Raw genomic sequence first — 14,874 nt, 5'->3', positions numbered from 1 at the left:
TCTTAATTAAGGTTTTTGCCACCAAACTTTGGTATTAATTTCGTCTGGTCCTTGTTGCTGGACAGCAAGTTTATAATTCGTCGGATTAGCCGATTGCACAATCACTGGATAATACATCCTTGCTGGCATTTCTCCATTATTTTGTAACCCCTTACCTTTTGGCAATATAGGATGTCCTGTTCTGCGATATTCATACCACTGTTGCATATCAGCCATAAATAATGCTTGGTATTTTTGAAAGTGAATTTGTTCCATCTTTTCAGCAAACGGTACGTTATCTTTCCATTCTCTATCTGATTTCTCTAAATGCTCTTTCGCAGTTACTGTCCAAGTTGGTATCCATAATTTTATATTATTTTCAACCCCACTGTAAAAATAATCTTCTATATTCCCTTCAATCCATCCCTTTAATACCGCTTCTGCTTTGATAAATTGCAATTCAGCAAAAGGCATGATCATACCAGTTATTGGCTCCGTCTGCAAACTATTAACCCCATTGTTTTGATCAAAAGAATAGAAATAGGACATTTTTGAATAATCTTCTGATCCAGCTGCATATCCACTAGGAACACCCACATAATTACCTGAGACAGGAGCAATTCCCATTCGATTAATTCCTGCTGTTCCATAGGTTGGAATATCAATACGAGGATCGTTTGTATCCCTTAAATAATCTAAGAAAAAAGAGCACAACGCAACTGCTCTAAAATCCTGTGCGCGGGTTGACTTGAAAGGCGAGACATATGCTCCATCGTTCGTCCATCGTAAAATTGCAGAGTCATCGTTGCTAGCCATGATGGGATAACGATCTTTTTCAGTCGAAAGAATTGTTTTAATTTTGTCCAACACATATTCCTGATGAAGGCTTTTTTTATCAGCAACACGCAATAACAACCTTAAAAACAAAGAGTTATTAAACTTCCTCCATTTAACCAAATCACCTCTATAAATTGGGTCATTAGTCGCATCAATTGTTTCGGTAGTCGCTTTTATTTGAAGTAACGTATTTGCAGAGTCCAACCTTTGCAACATATCAAAATAAATATCTTCTTGTTTGTCAAATTTCGGCTCTACTATCAGTGAATCTCCCGCCAAGTTAGACTGCGAATAAGGGATATCCCCATACATATCTGTCAAAATAGAATAAAGCCATACTTGGCCAATAATGGCGATAGCCTGATAGGATCTATTGAAAGTGACCGGCTCTATCGCCTTTTTATACATTTCCTTGAAGTTTGTAATCTCCGAATAATGTGCGCCCCAGATGTAGTCTGCCCAACTCCTTCTAAAGTCATAGCGGAATACTTTTCCATCCCCATCCCCAATTGAAACAGTAACCTGCATTAATTCGTTATTAAATGACCTATTTCTGCTCATATTTGCAGAAACCGAATTAATAAATGCGCTTGCCATAAATTGGTAAGGATATGCATTTTCTGTTTCATTCGGGTTCGTATTGGTCTCTATGAAATTCTTTGTACAGGATTGCATTAATCCTACTACAAGAATTGCAATTAATATTATTTTAAAATTCTTCATGACTATCAGATGTTAAAAACCAACAATTAAGTTAAACCCATAAGTTCTGGTGGAAGGAAATTGAGCAATCTCAAATCCTTTGACGATATCCCCATTATCCAAGGTTCCAAATTCAGGATCAAAAGCGGGCCACTTAGACCATATAAATAAGTTACGACCATACAATCCTACTGTCACGCGCTGTAAGCCATATTTTGATATAATTTTCTTGTTGAAAGAATAATCTAGCCTCGCTTCTCTGAATTTAATAAAGTCAGTTGGATAGGTACTTCCTTCTGCATTATCCTGCCCAAAATGAGAGCGATAATACTCGTCAATATTAGTGGCAATAACATCATTTTTTCGATATGTTCCATCGCCGTTATCAATAACGCCATTGCCAATTATCCCACTATAACGACCTGGCAAGGTATTCTTGGTTTTACCCTGTTCTGCTAATTTGTAGTGGGTAAGTGAATGTCCCACACCCCCCCATTGCGTGTCAAAAAGAACATTTAAATTGAAGTTTTTATAGCCAAAAGTATTACCAAAACTAATTTTACCTTTGGGTAGTGTGTTACCTAAATAAATAATATTACTCGTTAATTTGGCATATCCCGTCGATGGATCGTAGATAACCTGACCATCGGGAGCTCTCTCGTAGCCTATCCCATAAAGATCCCCCATACTCCCACCTTGTTTTGCAACGATCTGCCCTGAACCTACAGACCGATATTGTAATACCAATGACGAATCCGGTAAATCAACTATTTTGTTTTGATTCGCTGTATAGGTAACTAAACTTGACCACCTGAAACCATCTTTTTGATTAATCTGATTGGTATTCACCGACACTTCAATACCTTGATTTTGAACCGCCCCCATATTAGTCTTAAACGTCCTGTAACCGGATGACGGATCTAATGAACGATTTAGTTGCTGATTAAAGGTTTTTGAACTATATAATGCTAGATCAAAGTTTAATTTATTCTTGAAAAGCTTTGCTTCAGTCCCAACCTCATAAGACCTCGTTTTTAATGGTTGTAAATTGGGATTCTTCAATAGACTTGACGAGGTAACAGAACCAGGTAATAATCCATTACCTCGTTCATACAATTGCTGTAGCATATAAGGATCTTGACCTCCGTTTCCAACTTCAGCAACTGAAATTCTCAATTTTGCATAATTAATGACTTTGGGCAATTTCACAACTTCAGAAAGAATAAAACTACCATTTAATGCAGGATAGATTAATCCCAATTTTTTTTGCGGGTTAACCGGTGTAGCCATAGTACTATTCCAATCCATCCGTCCAGTCGCATCTAAGTAAAGAAAATTCTTATAAGAAGCTGTGACCATTCCATACGCACTATTAGTGACAAACTTATAAAACTTTTGATCGGAGATTACGCCATACTTGCTATTGGCCAAATTATATACCCCTGGGTAGGTCAGGCCATCAGCAGTATATGCCTCCCTCTTATAATGATTGTGTAGTGTACTCCCGCCAAGCGTAGCTGAGAATTTAATATCTCTTTTTAGATCCTTTTCATACTTTAATAGAAAGTCCAATACTGTTTCCTTTGAGAACAAAGATTGCGAACGATAACTACCTTCAGGCAGCTTCGTCCCAGAATCATACGGTCTTTCTTGCGCACGATCTTCAACAAAGAAATCTAATGATGAACGCACCATTAAACTGAGCTCTTTGTTAAATTGATAGTTGGCCGATGCATTACCTGTAAATGTATTACGATCATTCCTGTTAATAAACTCATGAGATATTGCAAATGGATTTTCAGGATATGAACTAAATGGATATTGGATGGCTTTGTCTTCCAATCCCTGCTTCCAATAATTGCGCAGCCAGTTATAGTCAGCATTAGGTTGCCAAAAAATAAACCAATACATCAGTGATTGATTGCCATATCCAGCTCCAGGCAAATTATCAGACCACCGTCTATTGTAATTAATCTTTGCATTTATGGTTAACTTATCTGAAATTTTTGAAGTTGCCGATAGTGCGAATGCAGTCTTATCGAAACCCGTATTTGGAGTGATCCATTTATTTCGAACATCAGTATAAGAAAACCGTGCAGATGTTTTTTCCGAACCTCCGTCTATTGTTAGTGAATTTGTAAATGTTCTTCCTGTTTGGAAAAACTCTTTACTATTTGAATAGGGTTGCCATAACGTACGTTCGGTACCTTGGGCTTGCGTTAGCGGATCATACTGAAAAAAATATTGCCCATCAAATTTTGGACCATAAGCGGAGCTAGTCCCCCCCGTACTATTTCCATCAGCTGAACTTCCGAAGGAATAATAATTAGCTCCGCCAGTACCTTGCCCATATTCATACTGAAAATCTGGCCAGCGGTTGACCGATTCAAATGCTGTATTACTATTAAGAGTAATACCTAATCCCTTTCCCTTCTTTCCAGACTTCGTAGTTATAATAATTGCTCCATTCGCCCCACGCTGACCGTAAAGTGCCGCAGCGCCCGGACCTTTCAGAACGGTAATATTTTCAATATCTTCCGGATTTATGTCATCCATACCTGACCCGTAGTCGGCGGGCATGTTATCTGAACCTGTGCCGTAAACAGAGCCCGAAGATCCTCCTACCCGTCTACCACTTCCCCCATTTATCACAATTCCATCTACAACAATTAACGCTCCAGCATCACCATTTAGATTTGCTTCCCCACGCAAAATAATTTTTGTCGAACCTACTGGTCCTGCATTAGATCGCATTAGATTAACACCTGCAACTTTACCTGACAATGCATCCATCCAATTGTTAGAAAGTGCTCCTGTCAAGTCATCGCCTTTTAGTACTGTTGCTGAGTATCCCAAGGCTCTTTCTTCACGTTTAATCCCCAAAGCAGTGACAACAACCTCATCAAGTGCTTCAGATGTTGCGTTTAACCCAATATGGACATTGCCTTGAGCAGCCTCGTAAGTTCGCGTTTGAGCTTCATAACCGATCATCTGAAAACGGATCTTTCCCCCTACTTCAATATCTACCTCAAAATTTCCGTTACGATCCGTAGACCCCTTCGTCACTCCACCTGAAAGTATCGATACAGATGCTAGTGGCTCCTTCGTTTGATTATCGACAACTTTTCCTTTAATCTTAATCTTCCCTTGATTAAAATCATGAAAAACACGATGGCCTCGTTCTAATGGAACCATCGCCTTAGCTACATCCATATTGCACGCAATTGCTAAAGCCGCAAATAGCACTTTCGAGGAGGCGTGCCGCAGATTAATTTGGATAGGGTTAATACTAAACATAGTTATTGGTGTAAATTGTTAATTTTCAATTTGGCACAAAAATATATCCCTAACAAAAAGTTTGCTTTAACTTAATGTTTTCTTTTTGTTAACAATTATTTCGAATAGCATTTCTTTTCATCACACTATTATGGTTTCAATTGTAATTAAAATGCTTTGAGATCCACTTTGAAGGAATTTTCATGCATTAGGCTCGCTTTAATGCGACATCTCGTTGGTTATTTTTAATTTTCAAATCGAAAATAATTAATAATATTTACAAAACGAAATAAATCGAAATTATTTAAGTTGCCATCGAACAAAAAAAAGGGCCTCTAAAAAGCCCTATAAATCAATTTAAAACCAACAAACACAGCAATAAGTCATATCGCCACTAAACAAAAAAAGTCTAAACTTTCGTTTAGACTTTCTATTATGTAATAAATTCGTTCATTAGCTTTTTTCGAAACTCCATTTCACATAATTGATATTCTTATCATCAGCTAAATACTTTTTTTCATAGTAAGTTTTGATTGATAGAACATTATCCACTAAATCCGAATGGTAAAGATCGGTAGTCTCTTTATATTTTTTTAGATTCTGTAAATCGATCTGCTCCAGCGTATACGCATAAAAGCCGTCGTTATCTGTTTTCAGATTCATTATCCCATCAGGTTTCATAATGAATTTATAACGCTCCAAAAACTTTGGGCCTGTCAGCCGCTTTTTCTCTCTGCTATCTTGAGGCTGAGGATCCGGAAAGGTAATCCAGATTTCATCAACTTCATTTTCGGCAAAATATTCAAGGATTGTTTCAATCTGTATCCGAAGAAAAGCAACATTCCGAATGCCATCCTCCAAAGCTGTTTTAGCACCACGCCAAATACGATTACCTTTAAAATCAATACCAATGAAATTTTTCTCCGGAAACAGTCGCGCCAGATTAACAGTATATTCTCCTTTGCCACAAGCAAGTTCCAAAACAACCGGATTATTATTACCAAACTGTTTCTCGGCCCATTTCCCTTTATATTCTTTGCCTGCATCAAGTTGGATTACATTTTCAAAAGTAGCAACTTCAGCAAATTTACGTAGTTTGTCCTTTCCCATTTTCAATAAATATCCCGCAAAAATAACCTTATATTCCCGCTTAAAAAAATAAATCTTATCCTAGGAAATATACCATTGATTGGCGAATAATCATGAAGCCAATGGACTAAAGAGAGAGCAATCAATAAATCACTTTCATACGGGCGATTTATATTGCATATAAAAAGCAATTTATCTAAGTTTGCAGGACTCAATAACTTATCGTGGAAAAAGGCGCTAAAATTTACATAGCAGGCCATCGAGGAATGGTCGGATCAGCAATACATCGCAAATTAATAGAACTTGGATACAGCAACATCGTGACCAGGACATCTCAAGAATTAGATCTGCGCAATCAACAAGCAGTAGCTGACTTTTTCAACGAAGAAAAACCTGATTATGTTTTTCTCGCTGCCGCTAAGGTTGGTGGGATTATGGCAAACAATACCTATCGCGCAGATTTTATCTATGAAAATATAGCCATTCAAAATAATGTCATCAAATCATCCTACGACAATAACATTAAAAAGTTAATGTTCTTAGGATCTAGCTGCATCTATCCGAAGATGGCTCCCCAGCCTTTAAACGAAGACATGTTACTGACGGGCACCCTAGAACCAACGAATGAACCCTATGCAATCGCCAAAATTGCAGGTATAAAAATGGCAGAAGCCTTCCGGGACCAATATGGTTGCAATTATATATCCGTAATGCCAACAAATCTATATGGCATCAACGATAATTATCATCCTCAAAATTCGCACGTCTTACCAGCTTTGATCCGTAGATTCCACGAAGCAAAAGTCAATAAGCAAGATGATGTTGTTATCTGGGGCACGGGGACTCCTTTAAGAGAATTTCTTTTCTCTGATGACCTAGCAGAAGCTTGTATCTTTTTAATGAATCATTACAATGAAAAGCAATTTGTCAACATCGGTATAGGTCAAGATATAAGCATAAAGGATCTCGCAGAATTGATTAAAGATGTAATTGGTTACACAGGTAATATCACTTTTGACAGTTCCAAACCCGACGGCACACCACGCAAACTCATGGATGTATCAAAGATACATGCACTCGGATGGAAACACAAAGTTAACCTTCGGGAGGGCATTCAACTCGCTTATACTGACTTTTTGAAAAAAGAAGTAGCTGAATAGCGAAAACAATATCACATTAATATGTCTCGCTATAAGAAGGGATGCCGTATTCATTTACTTCGTCCTTTATAGCAGCATTTTCCGTTTGGGCAAATTTATTTTTCTTCTTCTTCTTAGGTCGAATAAAACTCGTTAACTTTCCAATAAGACCACTGATCTTATCTTGATTGATTTGCCCAACCGCACGTTCTGATAACAGCAGCATGAGCGCCTTTTTAAAAACCCCTGTATTTTTCAGAAACAATCTGTTCATTATAAAGGGTACGCCAATACGTAAAGTCTTTGTTAACCAATCAGAATCTGGATTATTACTCTTGGCAAACATCTGCTGTATAATATTCGCTCCCGGGATATTATTTTTTAAGGTATTGAAAAAACGAATGGGGGCCTCTATTTTATTATTAAGCAACGTAAATTGAGCCTTTAGGTATAGCTCCTGTTCATTCTTTAGCGTTTTTAAGCGCAATATTTCAGCTTTAAGCTCCTGTAAATTACGTATTTTGGTCTGTTTATTGTTCATTTGTAGCCCTTTCTCTATCAAGTTTTTCTTTATGCAGTTCTTCCTCTTCTTCCTCAATTTCATCGTTCCATTTAGCCAAAAAACGTCGAATGGAAAGATCCATAAATTTTGCTTCCAGCATAGGCTCAAAAACGCGTATTAAGATAATGATCACTAAAAAGATACCTGCTGTTGCCAAAAAACCCAATGAATAACTGCCCAATAACTCTCCTAGCCAAAAACCTAGAGCTAAACATAAGAAAAACAGAACAAATAAGGTAAAAATAAGCTTAGTTGCATCTACCACTAAGCTTGCAATTAAACGAGAAGACCGTTCAATGGTTTTTAATTTGACAAGTTTAAATTGGGAGTCAATATACTCCTTAGTCTTTTGAAACGTACCACTTAGTGAAAATTTTTCTTCTTCCATGCATCTAAAATTTATTCAGGCTATTTCAGCCCATAACTAACAAAACGAAAACGCTGTATCTTATAACCGCAACACAGCACTACTCTACACACATGAAGAGCGCGCAGCTATCGTAAAACAGCTATCTCGCGAAATAGCCTGATAATATGTACTCTACACCAATTACTCTTTTGAATAATCTGCGAACTATGCATGTTCGATGATATCATCATCCAGCACTTCTTCTGCCTGATTTAACTTACCCTTCAATGTAGAAACAATTTTCTCTTTGAAATCATTCAACTGATCAAATTGCTCCTCCGCTCTTTCCCGAATAGCATCACTCAAATCACTTAGTGAATCATTTATTTTATCTCTTGTATCCGACCCTTTATCCGGAGCAAACAAAACTCCCAAAGCTGCACCCGCGGCAAGACCGGCCAATAACGCCAAAGCTACTTTACTTGTGTCATTCATTTCTTTTTCTTTTAAAGTTCTAAATCTATTACGACGAATATAGTCCTCGTTAATAATACAATTACCAAAGCAAATCGTTTGCCAAACAATGCTTTTTATCCATTATTAATAAGGAACTATATTAACAATATAATCATTTTTTTCGGTAATCTTGGATCCGCCATCAATATCTCACCCAACAATTATTAACTTACTCAATTTTTTAGTATCTTTAAATCAATCGATTATGAAAATTATGCTAAATAAAACCTATTGCAGCGCCGTCTATGGGATAAATGCCTGCACAATTACCGTCGAGGTAATCGTATCTACTGGCCTCCATTATTATATCGTCGGCCTGCCTGACAATGCCGTTAAAGAAAGCTTAAGACGTATCGAAAGTGCCATTAATTCCTGTCAACTTCACATGCCGCGCCAAAAGATCGTTGTCAACTTGGCACCCGCAGATATTCGTAAAGAAGGTTCAAGTTACGACCTATCAATCGCAATAGGCATATTAGCATCTTCCGGGCAGATCACAAATATCCGTCTGGAAAACTATCTTATCTTAGGCGAGCTATCATTAGACGGAAGTATTAAGCCCATACGTGGTGTTCTACCAATTGCATTACAGGCGCGCAAAGAAGGATTTAAAGGAATAATATTACCTAAAGCCAATGCAAAAGAAGCAGCTATCGTCACCGAAATCGATGTTATTGGTGTAGAAAATCTGACCCAAGTAGTGGAATTCCTCAACAATACAGTAACAATCAAGCCTACAAAAGTTAACATACAAACGTTTTTTCAGGATGATACGGCCATTTATGACGTCGATTTCTCTGATGTACAAGGACAGGAGAATATCAAACGAGCGCTGGAAATCGCAGCAGCTGGTGGACATAACCTTATTTTAATAGGTCCGCCAGGCGCAGGAAAAACCATGTTGGCAAAAAGACTACCAACGATCCTTCCCCCGCTCAATATGGCCGAATCGCTGGAAACGACCAAAATACACTCTGTGTCTGGAAATCTAAAGGCGAAAGATTCCCTCGTCACTGCACGGCCCTTTCGTTCTCCACATCATACAATATCCGATGTAGCCATGGTAGGCGGCGGCTCAAATCCATTGCCGGGTGAAATATCTTTATCCCATCATGGCGTATTATTCCTTGACGAATTGCCAGAATTTAAACGGAGCGTCCTCGAAGTCATGCGTCAGCCGCTGGAATCGCGTCAAATTACGATATCAAGAGCTAAACTTACCGTCGAGTACCCCGCAAGTTTTATGCTCATTGCTGCTATGAACCCCTGCCCTTGTGGTTATTTCAATCACCCCGAGAAAGAATGCATCTGCGGCACTAACACCGTCCAGCGTTATCTAAGCAAAATATCAGGACCACTTTTAGACCGTATAGACCTGCACATCGAAGTCACCCCCGTGCTATTTGACGAATTGAGTACGACACGCTCTGTAGATGATAGCCGCACGGTACGCCGTCGGGTCATTCAGACACGCGAAATCCAGAAAGAACGTTTTAAATCTTTCCCAGACGTGCATTGTAATGCACAAATGAGTACCCGATTAACGCGAGAAATATGTCAGATTGACGAAGCCGGAAGGAAATTGCTCAAAACTGCAATCGAGCGTCTCAGCCTATCCGCAAGAGCATACGATAGAATACTGAAGGTTGCCCGCACAATCGCTGATATGGAAAATAGCCCAACAATTGATAACCACCATATCGCTGAAGCAATCCAATACAGAAATTTAGATCGGGAAACCTGGAACGGAAAATTTTAGAATTGTGCCAGACAATGTTTGATAACCCATGGAAAACAGATGATCGTCAGGATTAGTCCCGACAGCGCACCAAAGAAATGGGCATCGTGATTAATACCATCCTGTCCCTTTTTGGACGCCCATACACAATAACCTAAAAACAGAAATGCAAATAAGTAAGCTGGCATAGGAATAATCATCATTACCCCAATGGTCACTTTAGGGTCGAAAAGAATATAACTAAACAGCACCGCACAGATGGCACCTGAAGCACCCAAACTATAGTAACCTGGATTATTTTTCTGCTGTACGATGGTTGGAATATCGCTCAGGATCAAGCTGCCTACATAAATAACAGCAAATAAGATATGGCCATAGGGACTTGCAGCAGCAAGTATACGTTCTAAACCAAACCCAAAATAGTAAAAGGTAAGCATATTGAACAGCAGATGTCCCCAATCCTTGTGCACAAAACCACTTGTCAGGATCGTAAAGACATTGCGGTTGCGTGCAATACTGTAGGGATGCAACATCAGTTTGCCGAAAAGTTGTTCATGTGAAAAAGTATAGACGCTGACGGCGATCGTAAAAAAGAAGATAATACTCGCAACAGGCGTTTCGGTTAAATAAGTTAATAGCATAATAATTTCTAAAATCTATCCTCTAAAAGTAAAACATAAAGTTCTTTTGGCCCATGTGCTCCCAAAACCAACCCCTTCTCAATATCAGCCGTTCTGGACGGGCCGGTAATGGTGGAAATCATCGTCGGAATCTCCTGACCGTAACGTTTCTGCATATAAGCCAAAGCATCTTTCAAATCCCAGACCAATTGCGAAGCCTTGGCAACGACAATATGAATGGGGGGATATATACTCAACCGCCGTCCGGAAGCATTTGCATTACTCACCATAACACTTCCATTACGAGCTATTAAAGCCTCACAAGAGGTGATACTGGCATTTGCCAATTCAAAATCCTTCTCTGTTTTCAAAAAGGGAAAACCATAGGGACTGAGTAAGTTTTGAATACCTTGTTCCCAAGCATAGATATTTTTAATGCTATTTACTTCGGTCAATGAAATCAAATTTTCAATCAGACCAATCTCGCCATCACAATATAGAAATTTGCCTCCCGCAGCGGTCAATTCACGCACAAAAACAAGATCCACTAATTCATCTTCATCATGGTAAAGAGCAGTTTCCTTAAAATTCGGATGGGGATTATCATTTTTTTGTAGTAATGCCTGACGTACCCGTTTTAACATTACCTCCTTCGCAGTTGCGTTCTTCACGTTCATGGCGCAAATATATAAATGCAGCGCTAGATAATTCTAGCGCTGCAACATTCAAATTAATTCAAATTATTGGACGGATTGTCTGAAATCGGACCATCGCTGGATCGCGCTTCATCCGGATGAATATCTAAGGGTAAATCAGTTTGTGGTACACCACCACCGTCGGCACCATTCACAAACTCCTCGTAAGTAGTCTTGGTTTCAAATGGACGCTTCCCTAGTATCTCTTCCAAATCCGATTGAAAGAGGATTTCCTTTTCCAATAGCTTCTCCGCTATTTTGATCAGTCCTTCACGTTTATCCAGCAATAACTGTTTAGTACGTGCATAAACATCACTGATCAAGTTACGGACCTCTGCATCAATCAACTCTGCCGTTTTGTCAGAATATGGCTTCTGGAACGATGCCTCCGAGCTGTCTCTGAAAGAAACATTTCCCACTTTGTCATTCATACCGTATATCGCGATCATTGCATACGAAAGCTGCGTAATACGCTCCAAGTCGTTTTGAGCACCAGTTGAAATTCTTCCAAAAGTAATATCTTCAGCTACACGCCCTCCCATGGTCATACATAAGCTATCGATAAGCTGCTCTGTCGTATATAAAAACTGCTCTCGGGGAAGATACTGCGCGTATCCCAAAGCAGCCACACCGCGGGGCACAATAGATACTTTAACCAAAGGATCTGCATGTTCCAAAAACCAGCCAGCAATAGCATGCCCAGCTTCATGATAAGCAACAATACGTTTCTCTTCCGGAGAGATAATTTTATTCTTTTTCTCAAGACCACCGATCACACGATCAACTGCGTCCTGAAAATCTTGCATATCAATTTCTGGTTTATTTTTGCGGGCAGCAATAAGTGCGGCCTCATTACATACATTGGCAATTTCTGCTCCTGCAAAACCAGGAGTCTGTGCAGATAATTTTTTTGCATCAACCTCAGCCGACAACTTCAGTGGTTTAAGATGCACTTTAAAAATTTGCTCACGGCCGATCAAATCTGGTTTATCAATCGAAATTTGACGGTCGAAACGTCCCGGACGCAGCAATGCCGTATCTAATACGTCGATACGGTTAGTAGCTGCTAAAATAATAACACCCGAATCCGTGCCAAAACCATCCATCTCCACTAACAATTGATTCAACGTATTTTCACGCTCGTCATTTCCACCCATCATTGAATTCTTACCCCGGGCACGGCCAATTGCGTCAATCTCATCAATGAAAATGATACAGGGCGCTTTTTCTTTAGCTTGTTTAAACAAATCACGAACACGAGATGCACCTACCCCCACAAACATTTCCACAAAGTCGGATCCCGATAGTGAAAAGAATGGAACTTGAGCTTCACCAGCCACAGCTTTTGCTAGCAATGTCTTACCTGTTCCTGGAGGCCCTACAAGCAATGCTCCCTTTGGAATTTTACCTCCAAGATTTGTATACTTACGCGGATTTTTCAAGAAATCCACAATTTCCATAACTTCCTGCTTCGCCTCTTCAAGACCAGCCACATCGTTAAATGTAATATTGATCTGAGCCTCTTTATCAAATAATTGAGCTTTCGACTTACCAATATTGAAGATAGCACCGCCACCACCGCCGGCACCGCCGCCCATACGGCGCATCAAGAAAATCCAGATCGCAGCCAACACCAATAATGGCAACATAAAGGTGATAAACCAGCTCGCCCATGGATTAGAACGGTCATCATACGTTAACTGTACCTTTGGTGTACCAGGCGCTAACTCAGCTTGCGAAGCAGCTAACTTTTTCTCCAAAACATCGGGAGAAGCGTCTTTAAAAATATATTGTGGTCCTTTGTCCTCTTGCCCAGATAAACTTGGTAAAGGATCGGAGGTCTTTACAGCATCCTTAAAACTAGGATTATCTTTCCAGCCCTTCTTCAGATACACCTCAACCTCTACAAGATCATTTTTCTTATAAGCGACAAGGCGCTCTACAGAGCCTGTGTTCAACATGCGTGTCTCAAAATCGCTATAGCTAACTTCCTTAGCTGGGTTTTCTCCAAAAACGTACTGTAAGGCAAAAAAACCTAAAAACATGGCAATCATAAGCCACACAAAATTAAATTTTGGCGGTTTTGGGCTTACCTTACTACTCGGGATTTTTTTCATTATATCGTAATTATATTTTCTTGATAAATTTTAATTGAAGACAATTAGGCGCTCTGGAAATGCTGAATCTCTGCATCTCCCCATAAATCTTCGATACCATAATGCGCTCGTTTTTCGGTCTTAAAGATATGTACAACCACATCCACAAAATCCAAAATCAACCACTCACCATTGGATTGTCCTTCTTTATATTGGGGTTCTTGACCAAATGTCTTGTAAACTTCGTCTTCGACACTTTTTGCTATCGCATTGACCTGAATGTTGGAATCAGCATGACAAATAACAAAATAATCAGAAACAGAACTGTGAAGATCTCTTAAATCCAAACGAACAATCTCGTTTGCTTTCTTTTCTTGCATACCGTAAACGATAATTTCTGATAGACGTTGGGACAATTCTGTACTTTTATTTTTACTCATTAAAAAATATGATAGTTTTGACTTAATATTTATTTAATACTTTCAGTTTGCAAAATAACAATATTTCGGGACTTATCATCGGCCAAAATACAATATATCTTGACAAAGTCGCCTCTACAAACGATTATCTCAGGGAATTATTGTCAAAATTCAAGCCACTAGCGGAAGGGACTGCCATTTTAGCAGAAGAACAGTTCCAAGGTAAAGGCCAGCGAGGAAGCTCATGGATCAGTGAACCGGGGAAAAATCTCACGACATCTATCCTTTTGAGGCCCTATTTCTTACCAATAGCGCAACAATTCTCACTTTCGGCTACCATCGCCATTGCAACCGCCAACTGGTTGAAAACCAAAGTTGAGCATCCTGTTGCCGTAAAATGGCCCAATGATATCTACGTCAATTCAAAGAAAATAGCCGGTATTTTAATAGAAAATACATTAAAAGGCCATAATATCAATAGCGCTATCATAGGAATCGGTATAAATATCAATCAAACTAATTTTGACACAACATCAACAATAACCTCTTTAGCATGCCTAACCGATCGAACCGATTACGACATAAAGAACTTAGCGGATGAGCTGTATCAAAGTATACACCTGGAATATTTGAACCTCTTTCACAAGGGATCCCACTATCAGCTAAACAAATACAACGAATTATTATTCTGGAAAGGCGAAGAAAAACCATTTTTAATCGCTGGCACCAAGCAAACGGGCATTATTCAGCAGGTATCTGCCGAAGGTAAACTAAAGATTTTATTAGATAACCAATTACAAGAATTTGATATCAAAGAGATTACGCATCTCATTTCTTAATCTTTACAAAAAAAGCAG

At 39.0% G+C, this 14,874-nt stretch carries 13 protein-coding genes; 3 read left to right on the top strand and 10 right to left on the bottom strand.

Annotation, left to right across the window (positions count from 1 at the left end):
- Window positions 1–6: 6 nt before the first annotated feature.
- From B2W36_RS19505 to trmB, 3 genes are all read right to left on the bottom strand, one after another.
- Window positions 7–1,539 carry a SusD/RagB family nutrient-binding outer membrane lipoprotein gene (locus tag B2W36_RS19505; RefSeq protein WP_209578402.1) on the bottom strand — a complete coding sequence of 511 codons (1,533 nt, stop codon included), beginning with the start codon at window positions 1,537–1,539 and terminating at the stop codon, window positions 7–9.
- Window positions 1,540–1,551: 12 nt separating this feature from the next.
- Window positions 1,552–4,815 (bottom strand): SusC/RagA family TonB-linked outer membrane protein, encoded by a 3,264-nt coding sequence (locus tag B2W36_RS19500; RefSeq protein WP_293889301.1) that lies wholly within the window; start codon window positions 4,813–4,815, stop codon window positions 1,552–1,554.
- Between the two features lie 432 nt (window positions 4,816–5,247).
- A complete protein-coding gene (gene trmB / locus B2W36_RS19495) occupies window positions 5,248–5,904 on the bottom strand; it encodes a tRNA (guanosine(46)-N7)-methyltransferase TrmB (protein ID WP_293889300.1) in 657 nt (218 codons plus the stop codon).
- Between the two features lie 203 nt (window positions 5,905–6,107).
- Here trmB and fcl point away from each other — a divergent pair, with 203 nt between their 5' ends.
- Entirely contained in the window at window positions 6,108–7,043 is a 936-nt protein-coding gene (fcl, locus tag B2W36_RS19490) for a GDP-L-fucose synthase (protein ID WP_293889299.1), read from the top strand.
- Window positions 7,044–7,059: 16 nt separating this feature from the next.
- Here fcl and B2W36_RS19485 read toward each other — a convergent pair whose 3' ends face one another.
- The 3 genes from B2W36_RS19485 to B2W36_RS19475 form a co-directional block, all read right to left on the bottom strand.
- Window positions 7,060–7,563, bottom strand: coding sequence for a hypothetical protein (locus tag B2W36_RS19485; RefSeq protein WP_209578399.1), 504 nt, complete (start codon window positions 7,561–7,563; stop codon window positions 7,060–7,062).
- Window positions 7,553–7,972 carry a hypothetical protein gene (locus B2W36_RS19480; RefSeq protein WP_293885163.1) on the bottom strand — a complete coding sequence of 140 codons (420 nt, stop codon included), beginning with the start codon at window positions 7,970–7,972 and terminating at the stop codon, window positions 7,553–7,555. The genes B2W36_RS19485 and B2W36_RS19480 overlap by 11 nt, the downstream gene beginning before the upstream one ends.
- Window positions 7,973–8,158: 186 nt before the next feature.
- A complete protein-coding gene (locus tag B2W36_RS19475) occupies window positions 8,159–8,428 on the bottom strand; it encodes a YtxH domain-containing protein (protein ID WP_070561440.1) in 270 nt (89 codons plus the stop codon).
- Between the two features lie 235 nt (window positions 8,429–8,663).
- On the opposite strand from B2W36_RS19475, the gene B2W36_RS19470 reads away from it, so the two are divergent.
- Window positions 8,664–10,208 carry a YifB family Mg chelatase-like AAA ATPase gene (locus B2W36_RS19470; protein WP_293889459.1) on the top strand — a complete coding sequence of 515 codons (1,545 nt, stop codon included), beginning with the start codon at window positions 8,664–8,666 and terminating at the stop codon, window positions 10,206–10,208.
- On the opposite strand, the gene B2W36_RS19465 is transcribed toward B2W36_RS19470, so the two are convergent.
- From B2W36_RS19465 to rsfS, 4 genes are read right to left on the bottom strand one after another with little or no spacing between them, the layout of a single operon-like run.
- Window positions 10,205–10,828 carry a rhomboid family intramembrane serine protease gene (locus B2W36_RS19465; RefSeq protein WP_293885164.1) on the bottom strand — a complete coding sequence of 208 codons (624 nt, stop codon included), beginning with the start codon at window positions 10,826–10,828 and terminating at the stop codon, window positions 10,205–10,207. The two genes, B2W36_RS19470 and B2W36_RS19465, sit on opposite strands and share 4 nt — an antisense overlap.
- Window positions 10,829–10,836: 8 nt before the next feature.
- Window positions 10,837–11,484, bottom strand: coding sequence for a LutC/YkgG family protein (locus tag B2W36_RS19460; RefSeq protein ID WP_293889298.1), 648 nt, complete (start codon window positions 11,482–11,484; stop codon window positions 10,837–10,839).
- Between the two features lie 53 nt (window positions 11,485–11,537).
- Window positions 11,538–13,619, bottom strand: a complete 2,082-nt coding sequence (ftsH, locus tag B2W36_RS19455) for an ATP-dependent zinc metalloprotease FtsH (RefSeq protein WP_293885166.1) — start codon at window positions 13,617–13,619, stop codon at window positions 11,538–11,540.
- 44 nt (window positions 13,620–13,663) lie between these two features.
- Window positions 13,664–14,038, bottom strand: a complete 375-nt coding sequence (gene rsfS, locus B2W36_RS19450) for a ribosome silencing factor (RefSeq protein WP_209578394.1) — start codon at window positions 14,036–14,038, stop codon at window positions 13,664–13,666.
- A gap of 47 nt (window positions 14,039–14,085) precedes the next feature.
- Between rsfS and B2W36_RS19445 the strand changes: the two genes are divergently transcribed.
- Window positions 14,086–14,856 (top strand): biotin--[acetyl-CoA-carboxylase] ligase, encoded by a 771-nt coding sequence (locus tag B2W36_RS19445; RefSeq protein ID WP_293889297.1) that lies wholly within the window; start codon window positions 14,086–14,088, stop codon window positions 14,854–14,856.
- The last annotated feature ends 18 nt before the right edge of the window (window positions 14,857–14,874 follow it).

This window comes from Sphingobacterium sp. UBA3549 (genome assembly GCF_002376635.1).
Taxonomy (GTDB): Bacteria; Bacteroidota; Bacteroidia; order Sphingobacteriales; family Sphingobacteriaceae; genus Sphingobacterium.
The sequence above is the reverse complement of the archived record's forward strand: the minus strand, read 5'-3'. Positions and strand labels throughout refer to the sequence as shown.

Bases quoted from the DNA above. Each gene is read 5' to 3' on its own strand.
- B2W36_RS19505 (WP_209578402.1), bottom strand. From the start codon at position 1,539: ATGAAGAATTTTAAAATAATATTAATTGCAATTCTTGTAGTAGGATTA.
- B2W36_RS19500 (WP_293889301.1), bottom strand. From the start codon at position 4,815: ATGTTTAGTATTAACCCTATCCAAATTAATCTGCGGCACGCCTCCTCG.
- trmB (WP_293889300.1), bottom strand. From the start codon at position 5,904: ATGGGAAAGGACAAACTACGTAAATTTGCTGAAGTTGCTACTTTTGAA.
- B2W36_RS19485 (WP_209578399.1), bottom strand. From the start codon at position 7,563: ATGAACAATAAACAGACCAAAATACGTAATTTACAGGAGCTTAAAGCT.
- B2W36_RS19480 (WP_293885163.1), bottom strand. From the start codon at position 7,972: ATGGAAGAAGAAAAATTTTCACTAAGTGGTACGTTTCAAAAGACTAAG.
- B2W36_RS19475 (WP_070561440.1), bottom strand. From the start codon at position 8,428: ATGAATGACACAAGTAAAGTAGCTTTGGCGTTATTGGCCGGTCTTGCC.
- B2W36_RS19470 (WP_293889459.1), top strand. From the start codon at position 8,664: ATGCTAAATAAAACCTATTGCAGCGCCGTCTATGGGATAAATGCCTGC.
- B2W36_RS19465 (WP_293885164.1), bottom strand. From the start codon at position 10,828: ATGCTATTAACTTATTTAACCGAAACGCCTGTTGCGAGTATTATCTTC.
- B2W36_RS19460 (WP_293889298.1), bottom strand. From the start codon at position 11,484: ATGAACGTGAAGAACGCAACTGCGAAGGAGGTAATGTTAAAACGGGTA.
- ftsH (WP_293885166.1), bottom strand. From the start codon at position 13,619: ATGAAAAAAATCCCGAGTAGTAAGGTAAGCCCAAAACCGCCAAAATTT.
- rsfS (WP_209578394.1), bottom strand. From the start codon at position 14,038: ATGAGTAAAAATAAAAGTACAGAATTGTCCCAACGTCTATCAGAAATT.